The sequence below is a fragment of the Paraburkholderia sp. BCC1885 genome (genome assembly GCF_900996235.1).
GTDB lineage: Bacteria > Pseudomonadota > Gammaproteobacteria > Burkholderiales > Burkholderiaceae > Paraburkholderia.
In genome coordinates, this window is sequence record NZ_CAAJGM010000241.1 from 61,860 (window position 1) to 79,259 (window position 17,400).

The following is a 17,400-nucleotide window of genomic DNA, read 5'->3' on the forward strand; positions in this document are numbered from 1 at the left end:
GTGCAGCATGGGCGCTGCTATCGTCCATGAAGCATAACGCTCGACCGAGTCACTGCGCTACCATCGAATCCACTTATTCAGCGCGACCGCCGGGCGCCACGCGCGCTGCGCTCACCACGCAGTTCGGACGCCTCGAAGTAAAAGCGCTTGTTTCCCGCTACGCGTGCCACCATAAAGTCGATAAAAGTCCGCACCCGCAGAGGCTGTTCGGTGCGATGCCGATAGTAGATATAAAGCGCCTCGCGCTGCGTGAAATGCTGAACCAGCAACGGCACGAGTTGCCCGTTGCGGATATAGGTGGTTGCCGAGAAGCTGCCGAGTTGCCCCACCGCCAGTCCTGAGAGCACGGCCTGGGTTTCCGCGTCGGTATCGTTGATGCATAGAGTGGTCGCGATGTCGCGGTAGACGATCTCGTCACCGATCAGAAACTCCCAGGGCGCCTGCTTGCCCGTGTTGGCGCGCCGGTATCCCGTGCAACGGTGCTCCGCCAGTTCTTCGATGCTTTGTGGCGCGCCATATTGCTCGATATACGCCGGCGACGCGCAAACAATCAGCTGAATCGGCAAGAGCTTACGCGCAATCGTGCCGGCCGCCGGCGGCGAACCGCCGCGAAAACCGACGTCGGTGCGGTCGCCGATCAGATCGGTGAAAAGGTCGTCGAATTGCACATCCAGGTGAACGTCCGGGTACAAAGCCGAAAACTCGAGAAAAAACGGCCATAGAACAGCATGACTCAGGGCTCGTGGCGCGCTCACCCGCAGCGGCCCCGCCATCTCGTCTTTGGCGCGGCGGGTATCGGCAAGCGCCGAAGACAGGATGGCCAGCGCGGGCTGCACATTGTCCAGCAGCGCCCGCCCCTCCTCGGTCAGGCTCAGCTTACGCGTGGTTCGGTGGAATAGCCGGACGCCCAGTTCCTTTTCCAGTTGCATCACCGCGTGGCTCGCCGCCTGCGGCGAGATGCCCTGATCTACCGCTGCCTTGCGCAGGCTGCCGAGCGTCGCGGCGCGCACGAAGATGGTGATTGCGCGAACTTCATTCATGGGCGGCCCAATTCGCAAATAAAAGTTGCTTATCAGTCTAACAATCAGGGGCTAGTTTGTGTCAATCGGGGCTCCTATTATTCGTTCACGTTCAACCCCACTGCAGGAGAAACATCATGGTCAATGTCACGGACAACAGTTTCAAGCGGGTCTGGTTCATCACGGGCGCGTCGCGCGGCCTTGGCGCATTGATCGCCCAGGCCGCACTCGCCGACGGCAATGCCGTGGTCGCCGCCGGCCGCAACGTCGCGGCGATCCGCGAGCGCCTCGGCGATTCGCCGGCGTTGCTGCCAGTTGCGCTGGACGTCACCGACGATGCGCAGGCCAGGACCGCCGTCAAAGCCGCACTCGATAAATTCGGCCGTATCGACGTGCTGGTGAATAACGCGGGCTTCGGCTTGCTGGGCGCCATCGAGGAATCCAGCGACGCCGACGTGCGCCGCATGTACGACACCAATGTGTTCGGCCTGCTAAATATCACGCGGGCGGTTTTGCCGACGCTGCGCGCGCAGCGCTCGGGCCACGTGATCAATATGTCGTCGATCGGCGGCTATCGGGCGGTGGCGGGATTCGGCGCCTACAGTTCCACCAAATTTGCGGTCGAAGGGCTGACCGAGGCCTTGCGCGCCGAACTGGAACCGCTCGGCATCCATGCGACGGTCGTGGAGCCCGGCTACTTCCGGACCGATTTTCTGGACGCGTCGTCGTTGATGGTCGCAAAGGAAATCATCGCGGACTACGACGCAACCTCGGGCAATGTACGCCGCCGCGCCGTCGACCTGAACCACAATCAGCCGGGGAACCCCGAAAAGCTGGCGCAAGCCATGCTGCAACTGGTCGATGCGCCGACGCCTCCGCTGCGACTGCCGCTTGGCACCGACACGCTAAAGGCCATCGCCGAGAAAAATGCTTACGTGACGCGGGAAACGGAAACGTGGCAGGCGCTATCGGCATCCACCGACTTTGCGGCCTGAAAATATTCAGGCCACGTTGGCGGTCCATCTAAACTAATAGGAACAACAAAGCGCGTCATGTTTAATCATGACGCGCTTTGTTCGTCATCCGAAACAATCACGCAGACACGGCGTCGCGCTGCTCCACCCGCAGTTTCTGCCGCAATCTCCGCGCCGCTGTAATCATGTTGGTAAGCGCGGCTTCCGTCTCCGGCCAGCCGCGCGTCTTGAGGCCACAATCCGGGTTGACCCATAGGCGCTCGGCTGGAATCACCTCGCACGCGCGCTCCAGCAAGCGCTGCATCGTTTCGACAGCGGGCACGCGCGCCGAATGGGTATCGAACACGCCAGGGCCGATGCCGTTCGGATAGGCAAACGCGCCGAAGCCGTCGAGCAATTCCATCGAGGACCGCGACGTCTCAATTGTGATGACGTCCGCGTCGAGCGCGGCGATGGACGGCAGGATGTCGTTGAATTCCGAATAGCACATGTGCGTGTGGATCTGCGTCGCATCCGAGACGCCGCTCGATGCAATCCTGAACGCGCGCGTCGCCCAGTCCAGATACGTCGTCCATTCGGCCTTACGCAGGGGCAAACCCTCGCGAAACGCCGGCTCGTCGATCTGGATGATGCGAATACCGGCCTGCTCCAGATCGCGCACTTCATCGCGAATCACGAGCGCCAACTGCAGCGCCGTAGTCGAACGCGGCTGGTCGTCGCGCACGAACGACCATTCGAGCATCGTCACCGGACCGGTCAGCACGCCTTTCACCAGCCGGTGCGTCAGCGACTGCGCGTGGCAAGCGGTATCCACCGTCATCGGCTCGGGGCGAAACACGTCGCCGTAAATGATCGGCGGTTTCACGCACTGCGAGCCGTAGTTCTGCACCCAGCCGGTTTCGGTGATCGCGCAACCCCACAACTTTTCGGCGAAGAATTCGACCATGTCGTTGCGTTCCACCTCGCCGTGCACGAGCACGTCGAGTCCGAGCTCTTCCTGCTTGCGGATGACCGAGGCGGTCTCGGCACGCATGCGTTCGAGGTAATCGAGCGCGCGCAACTCGCCGCGCCGATACGCGGCGCGCGCCTGACGGATCGCCGTCGTTTGCGGGAATGAGCCGATCGTGGTGGTCGGCAGCAGCGGCAGTTGCAGCGAATGCCGCTGCACGCGGCTGCGGTCTTCGAACCGGCTCTTGCGGCTCGCCATCTCGTCCGTCACGGCCGCGATCTTTCTCTGCACGAGCACGTTCATCACCGCGTTCGAACTGCGCCGTGCGTCGAGCGCACGGTCCGCGGCCGCCAGTGCTGGCTCGGCTGCCGCAGGATCGCGCAATGCGAGGGCAATGGCGCCTAATTCGTCGAGCTTTTCGGTTGCGAAGGCGAGCCACGTTTTCACGTCCGTATCCAGACGCTTTTCCGGACCCAGCGAAACGGGGATGTGCAGAAACGAGCAGGACGGTGCAATCCACAGGTTTTCACCGCGCTCGGCGTGAAGCTGCCGCAGCGAGCCGGCGATTTCGCCGAGATTAGCGCGCCAGATATTACGCCCGTCGATGACACCCACCGACAGCACCTTGTCCATAGGCAGTATCTTCTGCCACGCATCGATTTGTTGAGGATCACGAATCAGATCGATATGCACGCCGTGCACCGGCAGCTTCGCAACCCGCGCTGCATGATCCGCAACGGTGTCGAAATACGTCGCCAGCAACACCTTGACGTCTGCCGCGCCCAGCACGTCGTACACGGCAGAAAACGCTTCGAGCCATTCATCGTCCAGATCGAGACACAACGCGGGTTCGTCAAACTGCACCCATTCGATACCGCGCCGCTGCAGCTTGTCGAGAATCCGCAGGTAACGGATTACGAGCTTCGGCAGCAGCGACAGGCGATCGAAACCCGGCGTATGGCTCTTGGACAGCCACAGATATGTGATGGGTCCGATCAGCACCGGCTTGACCGGCAGATTCAAAGCAAGCGCCTCGTCGATCTCGTCGAAAAACCACTCGACTCCGTCGTTGAAGGTCGTCTGCGGTCCCAACTCAGGCACCAGATAGTGATAGTTGGTATCGAACCACTTGGTCAGTTCCATCGCCGGCTGCGCCTTGTTGCCACGCGCCAGTTCGTAGTGCTGCGCGAGAGACAGCGCCATCGGCTCGAATTCGAACCGCTCGGGCAGCGCGCCAAGCAGCGCGGTCAGATTCAGCATCTGGTCGTAGTACGCGAAATCGCCGACTGTCACGAAGCTGAGGCGTGCCGCGCGCTGCTGTTCCCAATGACGAGCCCGCAATTCTCTGGCGACGCCGCGCAGATAAGCGTCATCGGACTCCCCGCGCCAGAACGACTCCTGAGCGAACTTGAGTTCGCGATGGGCGCCAATGCGCGGAAATCCATGAATGTGAGTGCGAGCCATAGCGGATCCTTGACTGAATGGCCCGTAGTGTGAAAGTCGCGCCATGATTCATCAAGCGACAAGTTTTCATTATTGTATGAGCCACATTCATGTCACGCGTCGCGGCGCGCGCTGGCTACCGCGATCATGCAACGGGTGGCCAGCCGCCGCGGCATCAAGGCGACGTAACGGCCTGCGTTTCGATCAATGACCGGACCCGCTCCACATCCTCCGGCGTCGCCGGGTTGTAAATCACCTGACTGAGATCGGGCCGGCCGTCGACGGCGAAATTCGAATATTCGAATGCAATCGTACCGGCAGTCGGATGCTTCAAATGCTTGACGCCCTCGCCGTGAGCACGCACGTCGTTGTCGCGCCACATCCGCTCGAATTCGGGGCTCACGCGGCACAGTTCGTCCACCAGCTCCGCGACCTGGCTCGTCGCCCCGGCGCGCGCCACGTCGACCCGAAAAGCACCCACGACAAAGCGCGCGGCCGCCTCCCAGTCCGGCTGCGCCGCGCGCACGCGAGGGTCGCAGAAGGCGATGCGCAGAACGTTGCGCTGGTCGGGCGGCAGCGCGCCATAGTCGGTTAGCGTGGCCGCCGCCGCGCGGTTCCACGCAACCACGTCCCACGTCGCGGTTTTTATCACGGCCGGGCTGAACGCCAGCGCGTCGAGCACGCGTTGCAGCCTCGGCGTTACGCCTTCCCTCGCCTTGTAGAGAACCTCGGGCGGCCGGCCGAGGCCGAGCAGGAACAGATGCTCGCGTTCGACATCCGTCAGCATCAAGGCGCGCGCAATGCGATCGAGGACGTCGGCGGAAGGCGCGCCACCCCGGCCCTGTTCGAGCCACGTGTACCACGTCGCGCTGACGTTGGCGCGCTGGGCCACTTCCTCGCGCCGCAGGCCAGGCGTGCGCCGGCGCGTCAGCTCGATGCCGAAAGCCGCTGGATCGAGTTTCGTGCGACGGTCTTTCAGATAGGTTCCAAGCGGATTGTCGTTTGCAGCCGGCATGCTGATCCTGTTAGTCGGTATACCCGTGTAACGTCACTACTTTACCCCGATAGATTATGCGCCGAGAGTAGCCTCCATTCATCGTCGATCCGGAGGATCTCATGCGTGTTTTTGTAACTGGGGCGACTGGCTTTGTCGGCTCTGCGGTGGTTGAGGAATTGATCGATGCGGGGCATCAGGTATTGGGATTGGCACGCTCCGACGCAACCGCGGCGTCGCTTGCCGCGGCAGGCGCCGAGGTGCAGCGCGGTTCGCTCGAAGAGCTCGACAGTCTGCGAACAGGCGTGCTCGCTGCGGACAGCGTCATCCATACGGCCTTTAATCACGACTTCACGAAGTTTGCCGAGAACTGCGAGACGGAACGGCGTGCCCTCGATGCGATCGGCGCTGCACTCGTGGGAACGCAGAAGCCGCTAATCGTCACCTCCGGGGTGGCATTGCTGACGCGCGGCCGTGTCTCGACCGAAACCGATGTGCGTGCGCCCGACCCAGCCTTTCCTCGCGCACCGGAAGAGGCGGCGCGCGCTCTCGCAGAGCGCGGCCTGCGAACCGCGACGGTACGCCTCGCACCCTCGGTGCATGGCGACGGCGATCATGGCTTTATTCCGCGGCTCATTGCGATTGCGCGCGAGAAAGGTGTGTCGGCTTATGTGGGCGAGGGGCTCAACCGTTGGCCGGCGGTTCATCGCTTCGACGCTGCCGTCGTCTACCGGTTGGCGCTTGAAAAATGCATCACAGGTGCCCGCTATCACGCCGTCGCGGAAGAAGGCGTGCCGTTCAGGCAGATTGCCGAACTGATCGGACAGCGGCTGAATGTACCGGTTGTCAGCAAACGTCCCGATGAAGTGGCCGGGCATTTCGGCTGGTTCGGCATGTTCGCGGCGATGGACGTGCCGAGCTCCAGCCAGTGGACCCGCGACACGCTGGACTGGCAGCCAGGCGGGCCGGATCTGCTAACGGATATCGGCCAGCCTGGGTATTACGCCGGCTCGTGAGACGCTAGCCGAGCGCGTTCAGGCCGCGGCGATGACGTCGATGCGCAGCGCCTCTGCCCCGGCCGCGATGGCAAGCAGGAGGTCGACGTTCGGGTGCGCGCCCGGACGGTTGCGCGCATCGGCGGTGTGCTCGGCGAACACGGCGAGGCCATGCTCGGCGGCTTTAGCGTCGAGCGTGCCGAAGCTCTGCTGCAGATAGTTGTACAGCGCAAGCGAGCCCTGCTTGCCCGGCTTGTTCTCGATGCTGGCCACCACGGCGCCCTTGCCGTCGATCAGCTCGATACGTTCGATGCCGTCGATGGCCGGCAGTTGCGCGAGATTGTCCCTGAATACGTTGCCTGGCTGGATCACTGAAAATACTCCGTCGGTTCTGAAAATGGCATGACGGGCGGTATTTTAGCGGATGGCGTATGAGGCTCGCTCAAATCTGAACGCCGCCCTCAGGACCAAAAAAGATCACCCAGGTGCGGAAATCCTCGCTGAACTGCTCGAATCGGTGCTCCACGTGAGCGGGTACGAACAACAAATCACCCGCGCTAAATGCGCATACCTGGTCCGCGCGGCGGAACATGCCCGATCCGGATGAGACGATATAGAGTTCATCGCGCGTATGCGGCGACTGATTGTCGACGCCGCGTGGCGCGTAGAGTTCGACCGAGAGATCGCCGCGCTCAAACAGAACGGCGAACGGCGCCGGCAGTTCGGCCAACGCGCGCGATGCTTCGCTTTCCGAAATACGCAGTACGTTGTTTGGAATACCCGTCATAGCAGAACCTCATTTTCTGAGCCCAATTTGCCGAACTTATTTTCGCTGATTTTGCATTCGTCCTAAAGCCCCACTTCCCACTGCGCCGTTTCACCGCGGCCGCCAATGCCCGCACGCCGCGCGAAGCAAAACTCTCCCGCCTTGCGCCCAACGTAACCGTCCCGGTGATGTCCCGCCTCAGCATCCGCGTACCGTCGCAGCCGGCGAACCTCACGCGCCAGGTTGCCCGGTGTAAAGCGTGGCGGCCGGTCCGCGCATGCTTAAGCTGACCGCGCGTTCCTTCTACTGCACGGTGACCGTCGCCTTCATGTTCGGGTGAATGCCGCAAAAAATCCGGTACACACCCGGCTTGTCGAATTTGAACTGATAGGTTTCGTTCTGATCGAGCGCGGCGGAGCGGAACAGCCCGGCATCGTTGACGACAGTATGCGGCTCGCCGTCGAGATTCTTCCAGGTCACCAGCGACCCGGCTTTGACCGTAAGCGCCATTGGCGAGAACATGAAGTTCTTAATCATAACGGCATTTGCTTGCCCGGCATAGACAAGTTGCCGGCTGGCGGACGCCGCCATCAGCAGCATGGCCGCAAGATTAACGACCAGCGTTTTTCTCATCGTATTCCTAATCATCATGATTTAACCTCTGTAACTTTCTTAAAGCGCGCGAAGTCAAACGAGTGTGGCGTCGTCCAGTGTCGCCTTGAGCGGATGCTGTGCGATCCTGATGCTGGTTACGCCCAGCATGCGCGGCAGTTGATCGCTTGCTACCGTCAACGGCATCGGTCCAGGCCCGTTGCCCGCGATGGGTTGCGGATACGCGGTGGATCGTGCCGTATGGAAAGTGATGTTGCCCTCCACCTTCGAGACGATCTGGTGGATATGTCCATTGAGCACCGTGACCGAGCCGAAGCGCTTCAGATAGCTCATCGCCTGACCGGCGTCGCCGGTGCCCCAACCCCACGGCTCGTAGATCGTCCACATCGGCATATGGGCGAATACGACGATCGGGGTACTCGACGAGCGGCCCTTCAGATCATCCTCAAGCCACGCAAGCTGCTCGTCGCCGAGGCCGCCCAGGCCGTTCGGCTTGAAGTGCATCACGTTCACGAGACCGATGAAATGCACGCCCTGGTGATCAAAGCTGTAATAGCCTTTATTGCCCGATGCCTGGCCGAAGCGGCTGAAGTATTCGGTGCCTGGGCCGTCGGTCACATCGTGTTCGCCGGGCACCGTATGTAATTCGGTGATGTTTAACCCCGACAGCAACTGGGCGGCGAGATCAAACTGCTCCGGTTTCGAAAGATGCGTAATGTCACCGGTGTGTATCGTCAGCGCGGGCTTGACCGGCATCGCATTAACGAAGTCGATGGTCTGCCTGAGCGTGCCGGCCACATCGGGATTAGCCTCCTTGTTAAAGCCGATGTGGGTATCGCTGATCTGGAGAAACAGCGGTACACCGGATATCGATGAGGAATTCTTATCACTGGCGGCGAGCGCCAGTTCGATCGGCGTGAGTATTCCGCCGGCAAGAACGAACACGGTGCCTACGCCGCCAAACGCGAGACATTTCAATGCGCGGCGACGTGACGAACCAGTTGGAAGATCTGACGACATGGTGACCTCACGAGAGAAGCTCAGCAGAGAGTCCACCGGACCATCCGGTGGAATTCCTGACTGGATTCAATGAGGAGACCGCAGCATCATCTGGTTTATTCCAGGCTTCACCGGCATTTTTCTATCGGGTAGGCCTTCGTTTGCAGCGCGACGAAGCCCTTCGATACGCGTTACGAAGCCGTATGCGCGCGCAGATTTGAAATGAAACCATTGAGCTCGCCTTCACCGGCATCGGTGATGACCCAGTAGTTCATCCCCGCAGCGCTCCAGTGGGCGAGGTGATAGCCCTGCCGCTCGTCGATGCGCACGACATTGCCGGCGTCGTTGCCGGGCCAGACGTACAGGTTGATCGGATGCAGCTTGTAGCGGTAGACCATCACCGCGACCGCGTGCCCGCTCACGTAATCGAGCCGGCCGCCCACCAGCGGATAGCCCTGCTGCGCGAGATCGATCACCGGCGGCGCAAAGTCGATCTTGCCGTCGAACCATGGCTTGACCGTATGACGATCCGTCGAAATCACGTCGTACAGGTGATCGAACTGCAACGAACGGACGTGACTGTCCACCAGTTCCTGCGTGAGCCGTGTATCGCCGGAGGGGACCGAAAGATAAAGCCCCGCGCTTGAGGCCAAGGCCACGAGACTCACCACCATCGCGCCGACCGGCGCCCAGCCAGGCAACCCGCGCGCGCCACCGGTACTGCCTGCGCCGCGTGTCGCGTCGAATCCGCCGAAGCGTTGGCCCACTCGCTGCCACAGCGAGCGCCGCATCGGCAGCGCGGCGCGGATGCGTTTTTCCAGTTCGGGCGGCGCATCCAGCCGCAAATCGCCCTGCCGCAACTGCGTGCTGACCTGACGCTGCTGCTCATAAGCACGCTTGCATTTCTCGCAGCTATCCAGATGACGCTCGAATTCGAGCGACTCAGACAAGCTCAGTTCCTCGTCGATATAGCCGGGCAGTAGTTCAAACGCCTGTTCGTGATCCATCACGCCTCCTGATCCGTCGGTGCGAGCAGAGCCGCGAGTTGCTGACGGCCGCGTCCGAGGCGGGACATCACCGTACCCATAGGAATCCCCACGATCGCGGCGATTTCCTTGTATGACAATTCTTCCAGTTCACGCAGCACCACCACCTCGCGGTATTCCAGCCGCAAACTGCGCAGCGCCTGATGCACCCGCTTACGGCTCTGATTGCGAATCAGCGTTGCTTCAGGGCTGTCGTCGTGACTCGCGTGACCGGTCTCGAGGCTATGCAGGTCTTCCTCGAATTCGGTGGTGTCCGCCGCGTACTCCCGGTTCTGCTGATGCCACGTATAAAACGTGTGACGGACGATGCTCAACAGCCAGGCGCGGGCATCCTCGCCCCGGAAGCCGCCGAAATAACGGAACGCGCGCAGATACGCCTCCTGGACGACGTCCTGGGCGTCCTGGTCGTTATGCGTCAGCCAACGCGCGACGTTGAAGGCCGAGTTCAGATGTGGCAAGACAAGCGCCTCGAAGCGCTTCGCAATGATTGGATCGGCCATTGTTGAATCCCTGCGGTACCCTCTTTCTGTGACCGACCTTGATAAGACCGCGCGCAGGGAGTTTTTATTCCCGAACTTTTAATCCTGCGGCGTAACCTGCACCGCGGCTGCCGACACGAACACGGCATGAACCATATCGCCGACCTTCACATCCTTGAGATTGAAGTCCGGCCCGACCTGCAAGGTCTGCGTCTGCGCGGCGCCGCGCAGCGTCACAAGGCGGTTCTTGTAGTCGATTTTCCGCACGGTGGCGAGCACCTCGATTTGCCGCGCCGTCTCGAAGCCACCCGAGGCCGGCGTGTAAACCTGCGTGTCGACCCGCGCGCGAATGCCGTTGTTGCCGCCGGTGACTTTATCGGCTCTGACCAGCAAGGCGTTTTTATACAGCACGTCGACCCGGTCGCCCACCTTGAGATTTTCGAAACCGGCCACCTGCTGGCTCACCATCACGTTGAGGACATTACCTGCGGGTCCCTGCAATGTCAGAGTACGCATGCCTGGATCGATACCGACGATCTCCGCCCTGACATGCTCCGGCTGCGCAGAGCCGACTAACCCGCGCGTGGCATCCGCGAGCGGGTTCTGTGACCACACAGGTTGAGCGGCGGCCACCGCCAACACCAGAACTGCTCCAATGTTCGCTGCTTTCATTGATGCGCTCCTTGAAATTATCAGATCCGACACGACGGCAAAGTAAATACTGAATGCCGATATGCAGCACCACTAAATAAAATCAATCTTGTGGACGAACACTCTTCGACTCACACCAGCGAAGTGATTGTACATGGCGGTCTGGAAACTGCGGGGCCGGATTCCGGACGACGGCCCCTAAAAAGAAAAAGCCCCATTCGCTGCCGAATGGGGCTTCGATGATTTCTTTACTGCATCAAACGCGTTCGATCGCCATCGCAATGCCCTGGCCCACGCCAATGCACATCGTGCACAAAGCGAAGCGTCCTTGCGTGCGCTGCAGTTGATACATGGCCGTGGTGACGAGCCGTGCACCGCTCATGCCAAGCGGGTGGCCAAGCGCGATGGCGCCGCCATTCGGATTCACACGCGCGTCGTCGTCCGCCACGCCGAGCGCGCGCAGCACTGCCAGCCCCTGCGAAGCAAACGCCTCGTTCAACTCGATCACATCAAATTGGTCGATGGTCATGTTCAGACGGGCCAGCAGCTTTTGCGTGGCCGGCGCCGGGCCAATGCCCATGACGCGCGGCGCGACGCCAGCGGTAGCGATGCCCAGCACGCGCGCGCGCGGCGTCAGACCGAAACGCTTCGCGCTCGCTTCATTGGCGAGCAGCAACGCGGCCGCGCCGTCGTTCACGCCCGAAGCGTTACCCGCCGTCACCGTGCCGTCCGCACGCACCACGCCCTTCAGTTTTGCCAACGCTTCGAGACTCGTTTCGCGCGGGTGTTCGTCTTGCGACACCACCAGCGGATCGCCCTTCTTTTGGGGGATCGTCACCGATACGATCTCCTGTGCGAGCGTGCCGTCGCGCTGCGCGCGCGCGGCCTTTTGCTGGCTGCGCAAGGCGAAGGCGTCCTGATCGGCACGGCTCACCTTGTAGTCGGTGGCGACGTTTTCACCCGTTTCCGGCATGGAGTCCACACCGTATAACTGTTTCATCAACGGATTGACGAAGCGCCAGCCAATTGTCGTGTCGAAGATGTCGGCCTGGCGCGAGAACGCGCTGGTCGCCTTGCCCATCACGAACGGTGCACGGCTCATACTTTCGACGCCGCCCGCCAGCATCAACGCCGCTTCACCCGATTTGATCGCGCGTGCGGCGATGCCCACGGCGTCCATGCCCGATCCGCACAACCGGTTGATCGTGGAACCCGGCACCCCTTCCGGCAAGCCCGCGAGCAGCAGCGACATGCGCGCCACGTTGCGGTTGTCCTCGCCGGCCTGGTTGGCGCAGCCGTAGATCACGTCGTCAATGGCACTCCAGTCCACTTCCTTGTTGCGCTCCATCAGCGCCTTGAGCGGCACCGCGCCCAGGTCGTCGGCGCGCACCGACGACAACGAACCCGCATAGCGGCCAATCGGCGTGCGAATCGCGTCGCACAGGAATGCTTCAGTCATAGGATGTCTCCAGTCGGATGCTGCGCCGCTTGCGCGCGTGGGCATGAACCATCGCGCGGTTTAAACGGCCCCAATAAACAGTTCGGTTGGCAGTTCAGATTGTTCATAATACGAACACTGGATCGTATAACGAACATTTAGCCATGATAATAGGCGTGGCGCGGAAAGCATGTCAAGTACGCGTAACCGCGCTCGCCGCGCCACGCGAGTTCAGACCGGCCGAAGATGCTCGTCCTCGATGTAGCTGCGAATCACGTCCGCAAAGCTCGCCTCGCCCTTCAGGCCCAGTTGTTCCGCGCGCGTGGTGTCCCACCGGCCCGGCCAACTGCCGACAATCTTCTCGAGAAACGCGTCCGGTTGCCACAAGATCCGTTTGACCGCGGCCTCGCCCGCGACCTCACGCAACGCGTCGACCATCTCATCGACGGTCACCGAAATACCCGGCAAATTCAGCGCACGCTGCTTGCCGAGCGCCGCGCCATCGAGTTCGAGCCCCGCGATCAGGCACGCAATCGCCCGGCGCGGCGACAACAGCCATAGACGCGTGCTGCCCGGCACCGGACAGATCGCCGTCTCGCCATTCAACGGCTCGCGCACAATTGCGCTCGCAAACGACGACGTCGCCGCATTTGGCTTGCCGGGCCGCACGCTAATGGTCGGCAAGCGCAACACACGTCCGTCGACGAAACCGCGCCGCGTGTAGTCGTTCAGCAGCAATTCCGCGATCGCCTTTTGCGTGCCATACGACGACTGCGGATTGAGCGCCGTGTCGTTGCGCACCACGTCCGGCATATCGCCGCCATACACCGCAACCGAACTGGTAAACACCACTCGCGGACGATGCCCGCGAATGCGGCAAGTTTCGAGCAGCAGACGCGACGCATCGAGATTGATGCGCATGCCAAGGTCGAAATCCGCTTCCGCCTGGCCGCTGACGATGGCAGCCAGATGGAAGATGGCCGAAGTCTGCGTATCGATTACGCGTTCGAGCACGCTGCGCTCGGCGATGTCGCCCACTTCGGCACGCACCCGGCTATCGGTAAAGCCAGTCGCCGCCATGACGTCCAGCAATACGAGTTCGGTAATGCGCTGTGGCTGGCCGCCCACGCCCTTCACTTCGCCGCGCGCCAGCAGTTCACGCGCGAGACGCTGGCCGAGAAAACCCGCGCCGCCGGTGATGAGTACTTTCATGCTGTTTTGTCCTTAAGCGTTTGCCTGAGCCAGCCCAATCCCGCCGACGTCCCCGCTCGCGGGCGATACTCGCAGCCAATCCAACCGTCGTAACCGAGCGAGTCGATCAGTTCGAACAGGTACGGGTAGTTCAGTTCGCCGAAATCCGGTTCGTGCCGCTCGGGCACACCCGCAATCTGGATATGGCCGATGCCCGCCATATCGCGTTTCAGCTTGACCGCCAGATCGCCCTCGACAATCTGGCAGTGGTAACAGTCGAACTGCACCTTCAGGTTCGGCGCGCCGACTTCCGCGCAGATCGACTGCGCGTCGTCCTGGCGATTGAGAAAGAAGCCGGGGAAATCGCGCGTGTTGATCGGCTCGATCACTACGGTGACGCCGTCGGCCTCGGCAGCTTTAGCGGCATGCGCCAGGTTCCGCAAATACACCTCGCGATGCCGCTCGCGCGATTGATCCGCGGCGATCAGCCCGGCCATCACGTGCAGCTTGCGATTGCCGAGCTGGCGCGTGTATTCGAGCGCGGTATCGATGCCGCGGCGAAACTCGTCTTCGCGGCCCGGCAACGAAGCGATGCCGCGCTCGCCCGCGCTCCAGTCGCCCGGCGGCGCGTTGAACAGCGCCTGCGTCAGGCCGTGCTCATTGAGCCGCGCCTTGATCTCGGCGGCCGGGAAGTCATAGGGGAACAGAAACTCTACGGCCTTGAAGCCGTCGTGCGCCGCAGCGGCAAAACGATCGAGAAAGGCGTGCTCGTTGTACATCATGGTCAGGTTGGCGGCGAAGCGAGGCATTGCGACAACTCCTTTTATAGTTACCGCTCGTTGAACATTGAACGGCCGGACGTGAAGCGCGCGCTACCAGCGCGCGCCAAACACCTTGCGTAACTCCTCCAGCGCGGCCGCGTCAAGCGGCGCGGGTCGCGGCTGCGTCATTAGCCATAGCCGCGCGGTCTCTTCAAGTTCTTCCAGTGCATAAGATGCATGCGCCACCGAGCGCTCCCATACCACAGGCCCAAGCCGCTCCAGCAACACGCCGCGCACGGTGTCCGCGAGCGCCGCGATCTGTTCCGCGACCTGCGGATCGCCTGGCGGCCGGTAACGAATCAGCGGAATGTGGCCCACCTTCATCACGTAATACGGTGTGAGCGGCGGCAGTACGTCCTCCTCGCTCCATACACCGGCCAGCGTCAACGCTACCAGATGGGTCGAATGAGTATGGACAATGCCGCGAGCCTGCGCGTTGCGCGCGTAGATGCCGCGATGCAGCGCCAGTGTCTTCGATGGCTTGCCGCCCGACACCGCATTGCCCGCCCGATCGACTTTGGCGATGTCGGCCGGATCGAGGCGGCCGAGGCAGGCATCGGTCGGGGTGATGAGCCAGCCATCGTCGAGGCGCGCGCTGATATTGCCCGCGCTTCCCACCGTGTAGCCACGTTGATACAAACTCGCCCCCGTGGTGCAGATCTCTTCGCGAATCCGCGCCTCGCCATCGATATGGATTCCTAAACTCATGACACCGTCCCGTCGAGATGGCGTAGCGCCTTGGCGAAGAAGTCGGTCGCGCCGAAGTTGCCGGATTTGAGGGCGAGCGCAAGCGGAGTGTCGCCGATGGTCGCCGTCGCCGGCACGCCCGGGTCGATCTGCGCGCCGATGCGCAACGTATGCACGCCGAGCGCCTGGACCACCGCGCCCGAGGTCTCGCCACCCGCCACCACGAATTTACGCACGCCGAGTTCATGCAAGCCGCAGGCGATTGCGGCAAGCGTGCTTTCCACCAGATGTCCCGCCTGCTGCGCGCCGAGTTCGCTCTGCACCGCCTTGACTTCGTCGGGCGTCGCCGTGGCGTAGATCAGCACCGGCTGTCGATTGCCGAGGTGCCCGCGTGCAAAGTCGAGCGCCTGTTCGACGACCGGCTCGCCGCGCGCGGCCGCCAGCGGATCGATGCGGAACGCGGGCTGGCTTTCGCGCCAGGCCGCCACCTGCGCATTGGTCGCTTTTGAGGCGCTGCCCGCCAGCACGGCCGACAACCCCTCGACCGGCGGCAACTGAGCCGCATCCGCTTTGTCTGCCAGCAAGCCGGCGCGGCGAAAGTTCGCCGGCAAGCCAAGCGCAATACCGGAGCCGCCGGTGATCAGAGCGAGATCCGCGCATGCCTCGCCGAGCGTGTACAGGTCCGCGTCCGAGAGGGCGTCGGTGATCGCCATGCGTGTGCCGTCGCGCTGCAACGCATCGAATACCTCGCGCACTTTCGCGGCGCCGTGGGCGACGCAGTCATAGCGCACGAGCCCGACCTTGTAGGGTGTCTGCCGCTGCAGGACGTGCACGAGATTCGCGTCGGTCATCGGCGTCAGCGGATGATTCTCCATGCCCGACTCGTTGAGCAACACGTCGCCGACAAACAGATGACCGCGATAGATCGTGCGGCCGTTCTCCGGAAACGCGGGACAGGCGATCGTGAAGGCCCCGGCCCTCGCCTCCGACTCGCCGGAGGCGCCCGCATCCGACAGCGCGTCGAGCAAGGCATCCGCAACCCGGCCGATGTTGCCCGCATCCGTCGAATCGAAAGTCGAGCAGTACTTGAAAAAGAACTGCCGACATCCTTGCGCGCGCAACCAGTTGAGCGCGGCAAGCGCTTGCGCCACGGCGTCGGCGGCCGGGATCGTGCGCGATTTCAGCGCCACCACCAGCGCATCGGCTTCGACCCGTTCGCCGGATGCCGGCACGCCAATGCTCTGCACCGTGCGCATACCGCCGCGCACCAGCATGTTGGCGAGATCCGTGGCGCCCGTGAAATCGTCGGCAATGCAGCCGAGCAGCGGCCGAGCAGATGATGTCGTCATGGCAGCTCCGACTAAGACTTCGCCGCCGGCACGTCGATGCCGGGGAAAATCTTGATCACCGCCGAGTCGTCCTCGCCGCCATGTCCAGCGGAGGACGCCATCATGAACATCTGATGTGCCGCCGCCGAAAGCGGCAGGGGAAATTTCGAACGGCGCGCGGTGTCGAGCACGAGCCCCAGATCCTTGACGAAGATATCCACCGCCGAGAGCGGCGTGTAATCGCCCTTGAGGATATGCGGCACGCGATTTTCGAACATCCACGAATTGCCGGCGCTGTGGGTGATCACGTCGTAAAGCGATTCCGCATCGACGCCCTCACGCAAGCCGAGCGCCATGGCTTCAGCAGCCGCCGCGATATGCACGCCCGCCAGCAACTGGTTGATGATCTTCACCTTCGAGCCGACGCCATGCTCCGAACCCAGCCGGTAAACCTTGCCGGCCATGCCGGCAAGCACGTCCTCGCAGGCGGCGTAGGCCGCGGCCGGACCTGCGGTCATCATGGTCATCTCGCCGGATGCGGCACGCGCGGCGCCACCGGACACGGGGGCGTCGAGCATCTGCAGACCGGCCGCCTCGACGCGCCGGCCCAGTTCAATGGCGAAGTCGGGCGCAACGGTGGCGCTCGCGATCACCACATTGCCCGGCTTCATGGCGGCTACCGCGCCTTGCTCGCCGAACAACACCGTCTCGGTCTGCGCCGCGTTGACCACCAGCGTGACGACAACCTCGCACTGCGCGCCCAATTCGGCCGGGTTCGCGCAGGCGATGCCGCCGTCCGCCGCGAAACTTTCCAGCACGGCGTGGCGCAGATCACATGCGTGCACGCGAAAACCTGCTCTCAGCAGCGAGCGGGCGACGCCCAGCCCCATTGCGCCCAGCCCAATGACTCCGACATTTCTCGACATGCTGTACTCCGAATCAAATTCGTAGAGAGCGACGTTGCTGCGCCGTCACGTTGCCAAGCCTGCCTGATCGGCCGCGTGCCTG

Annotated in this window: 18 protein-coding genes; 2 read left to right on the forward strand and 16 right to left on the reverse strand. The window is 62.5% G+C overall.

The genetic code is table 11. The annotated features are described in order from the left end of the window. Positions 1 to 77 precede the first annotated feature (77 nt). Positions 78 to 1,040, reverse strand: coding sequence for a LysR family transcriptional regulator (locus FQ755_RS30530; protein WP_144159884.1), 963 nt, complete (start codon positions 1,038 to 1,040; stop codon positions 78 to 80). A 116-nt stretch (positions 1,041 to 1,156) separates the two neighbouring features. Here FQ755_RS30530 and FQ755_RS30535 point away from each other — a divergent pair, with 116 nt between their 5' ends. After that, on the forward strand, positions 1,157 to 2,014 hold the full coding sequence (locus FQ755_RS30535) for an oxidoreductase (RefSeq protein WP_144159888.1): 858 nt from the start codon (positions 1,157 to 1,159) through the stop codon (positions 2,012 to 2,014). Between the two features lie 97 nt (positions 2,015 to 2,111). Here FQ755_RS30535 and metE read toward each other — a convergent pair whose 3' ends face one another. Together metE and FQ755_RS30545 are read right to left on the reverse strand one after the other, a co-directional pair. Further along, the gene (gene metE, locus FQ755_RS30540) at positions 2,112 to 4,406 is read right to left on the reverse strand and encodes a 5-methyltetrahydropteroyltriglutamate--homocysteine S-methyltransferase (protein ID WP_144159891.1); all 2,295 of its coding nucleotides are present in this window, start codon (positions 4,404 to 4,406) and stop codon (positions 2,112 to 2,114) included. A 154-nt stretch (positions 4,407 to 4,560) separates the two neighbouring features. Continuing rightward, positions 4,561 to 5,400 (reverse strand): helix-turn-helix transcriptional regulator, encoded by an 840-nt coding sequence (locus FQ755_RS30545; RefSeq protein WP_144159894.1) that lies wholly within the window; start codon positions 5,398 to 5,400, stop codon positions 4,561 to 4,563. Positions 5,401 to 5,501: 101 nt separating this feature from the next. Between FQ755_RS30545 and FQ755_RS30550 the strand changes: the two genes are divergently transcribed. Then, on the forward strand, positions 5,502 to 6,395 hold the full coding sequence (locus tag FQ755_RS30550) for an SDR family oxidoreductase (RefSeq protein WP_144159897.1): 894 nt from the start codon (positions 5,502 to 5,504) through the stop codon (positions 6,393 to 6,395). Positions 6,396 to 6,413: 18 nt separating this feature from the next. Here the strand turns inward: FQ755_RS30550 and FQ755_RS30555 are convergent, their stop codons facing one another. The 13 genes from FQ755_RS30555 to ltnD form a co-directional block, all read right to left on the reverse strand. Then, positions 6,414 to 6,746 (reverse strand): DUF2322 family protein, encoded by a 333-nt coding sequence (locus FQ755_RS30555; protein WP_144159900.1) that lies wholly within the window; start codon positions 6,744 to 6,746, stop codon positions 6,414 to 6,416. Between the two features lie 70 nt (positions 6,747 to 6,816). Beyond that, positions 6,817 to 7,104: a cupin domain-containing protein gene (locus FQ755_RS30560; RefSeq protein WP_260858933.1), complete on the reverse strand. Its 288-nt coding sequence runs from the start codon at positions 7,102 to 7,104 to the stop codon at positions 6,817 to 6,819. Positions 7,105 to 7,443: 339 nt separating this feature from the next. Beyond that, the gene (locus FQ755_RS30565; protein ID WP_260858955.1) at positions 7,444 to 7,740 is read right to left on the reverse strand and encodes a cupredoxin family copper-binding protein; all 297 of its coding nucleotides are present in this window, start codon (positions 7,738 to 7,740) and stop codon (positions 7,444 to 7,446) included. 87 nt (positions 7,741 to 7,827) lie between these two features. Then, complete coding sequence (locus FQ755_RS30570; protein ID WP_144159906.1) at positions 7,828 to 8,772, reverse strand: metallophosphoesterase family protein; 945 nt, start codon at positions 8,770 to 8,772, stop codon at positions 7,828 to 7,830. A gap of 170 nt (positions 8,773 to 8,942) precedes the next feature. Further along, the gene (locus FQ755_RS30575) at positions 8,943 to 9,758 is read right to left on the reverse strand and encodes an anti-sigma factor family protein (RefSeq protein ID WP_144159909.1); all 816 of its coding nucleotides are present in this window, start codon (positions 9,756 to 9,758) and stop codon (positions 8,943 to 8,945) included. Further along, positions 9,758 to 10,297 (reverse strand): sigma-70 family RNA polymerase sigma factor, encoded by a 540-nt coding sequence (locus tag FQ755_RS30580; RefSeq protein WP_144159912.1) that lies wholly within the window; start codon positions 10,295 to 10,297, stop codon positions 9,758 to 9,760. Before FQ755_RS30580 ends, FQ755_RS30575 begins: the two co-directional genes overlap by 1 nt. A gap of 78 nt (positions 10,298 to 10,375) precedes the next feature. Beyond that, a complete protein-coding gene (locus FQ755_RS30585) occupies positions 10,376 to 10,948 on the reverse strand; it encodes a hypothetical protein (protein WP_144159915.1) in 573 nt (190 codons plus the stop codon). 235 nt (positions 10,949 to 11,183) lie between these two features. Then, positions 11,184 to 12,386: a 3-oxoadipyl-CoA thiolase gene (pcaF, locus tag FQ755_RS30590; RefSeq protein ID WP_144159918.1), complete on the reverse strand. Its 1,203-nt coding sequence runs from the start codon at positions 12,384 to 12,386 to the stop codon at positions 11,184 to 11,186. 210 nt (positions 12,387 to 12,596) lie between these two features. Continuing rightward, positions 12,597 to 13,577, reverse strand: coding sequence for a D-erythronate dehydrogenase (gene denD, locus FQ755_RS30595; RefSeq protein ID WP_144159921.1), 981 nt, complete (start codon positions 13,575 to 13,577; stop codon positions 12,597 to 12,599). Further along, a complete protein-coding gene (gene otnI, locus FQ755_RS30600; RefSeq protein ID WP_144159924.1) occupies positions 13,574 to 14,365 on the reverse strand; it encodes a 2-oxo-tetronate isomerase in 792 nt (263 codons plus the stop codon). Before otnI ends, denD begins: the two co-directional genes overlap by 4 nt. Positions 14,366 to 14,428: 63 nt before the next feature. Next, positions 14,429 to 15,085 (reverse strand): aldolase, encoded by a 657-nt coding sequence (locus tag FQ755_RS30605; protein WP_144159927.1) that lies wholly within the window; start codon positions 15,083 to 15,085, stop codon positions 14,429 to 14,431. Next, complete coding sequence (gene otnK, locus FQ755_RS30610) at positions 15,082 to 16,413, reverse strand: 3-oxo-tetronate kinase (RefSeq protein WP_144159930.1); 1,332 nt, start codon at positions 16,411 to 16,413, stop codon at positions 15,082 to 15,084. The genes FQ755_RS30605 and otnK overlap by 4 nt, the downstream gene beginning before the upstream one ends. A gap of 11 nt (positions 16,414 to 16,424) precedes the next feature. After that, entirely contained in the window at positions 16,425 to 17,318 is an 894-nt protein-coding gene (gene ltnD / locus FQ755_RS30615; RefSeq protein WP_144159933.1) for an L-threonate dehydrogenase, read from the reverse strand. Between the last annotated feature and the right edge of the window lie 82 nt (positions 17,319 to 17,400).

Coding starts and splice junctions, on each gene's coding strand:
- FQ755_RS30530 (WP_144159884.1), bottom strand. CDS start 1,040: ATGAATGAAGTTCGCGCAATCACCATCTTCGTGCGCGCCGCGACGCTC.
- FQ755_RS30535 (WP_144159888.1), top strand. CDS start 1,157: ATGGTCAATGTCACGGACAACAGTTTCAAGCGGGTCTGGTTCATCACG.
- metE (WP_144159891.1), bottom strand. CDS start 4,406: ATGGCTCGCACTCACATTCATGGATTTCCGCGCATTGGCGCCCATCGC.
- FQ755_RS30545 (WP_144159894.1), bottom strand. CDS start 5,400: ATGCCGGCTGCAAACGACAATCCGCTTGGAACCTATCTGAAAGACCGT.
- FQ755_RS30550 (WP_144159897.1), top strand. CDS start 5,502: ATGCGTGTTTTTGTAACTGGGGCGACTGGCTTTGTCGGCTCTGCGGTG.
- FQ755_RS30565 (WP_260858955.1), bottom strand. CDS start 7,740: ATGCTGCTGATGGCGGCGTCCGCCAGCCGGCAACTTGTCTATGCCGGG.
- FQ755_RS30570 (WP_144159906.1), bottom strand. CDS start 8,772: ATGTCGTCAGATCTTCCAACTGGTTCGTCACGTCGCCGCGCATTGAAA.
- FQ755_RS30575 (WP_144159909.1), bottom strand. CDS start 9,758: ATGGATCACGAACAGGCGTTTGAACTACTGCCCGGCTATATCGACGAG.
- FQ755_RS30580 (WP_144159912.1), bottom strand. CDS start 10,297: ATGGCCGATCCAATCATTGCGAAGCGCTTCGAGGCGCTTGTCTTGCCA.
- FQ755_RS30585 (WP_144159915.1), bottom strand. CDS start 10,948: ATGAAAGCAGCGAACATTGGAGCAGTTCTGGTGTTGGCGGTGGCCGCC.
- pcaF (WP_144159918.1), bottom strand. CDS start 12,386: ATGACTGAAGCATTCCTGTGCGACGCGATTCGCACGCCGATTGGCCGC.
- denD (WP_144159921.1), bottom strand. CDS start 13,577: ATGAAAGTACTCATCACCGGCGGCGCGGGTTTTCTCGGCCAGCGTCTC.
- otnI (WP_144159924.1), bottom strand. CDS start 14,365: ATGCCTCGCTTCGCCGCCAACCTGACCATGATGTACAACGAGCACGCC.
- FQ755_RS30605 (WP_144159927.1), bottom strand. CDS start 15,085: ATGAGTTTAGGAATCCATATCGATGGCGAGGCGCGGATTCGCGAAGAG.
- otnK (WP_144159930.1), bottom strand. CDS start 16,413: ATGACGACATCATCTGCTCGGCCGCTGCTCGGCTGCATTGCCGACGAT.
- ltnD (WP_144159933.1), bottom strand. CDS start 17,318: ATGTCGAGAAATGTCGGAGTCATTGGGCTGGGCGCAATGGGGCTGGGC.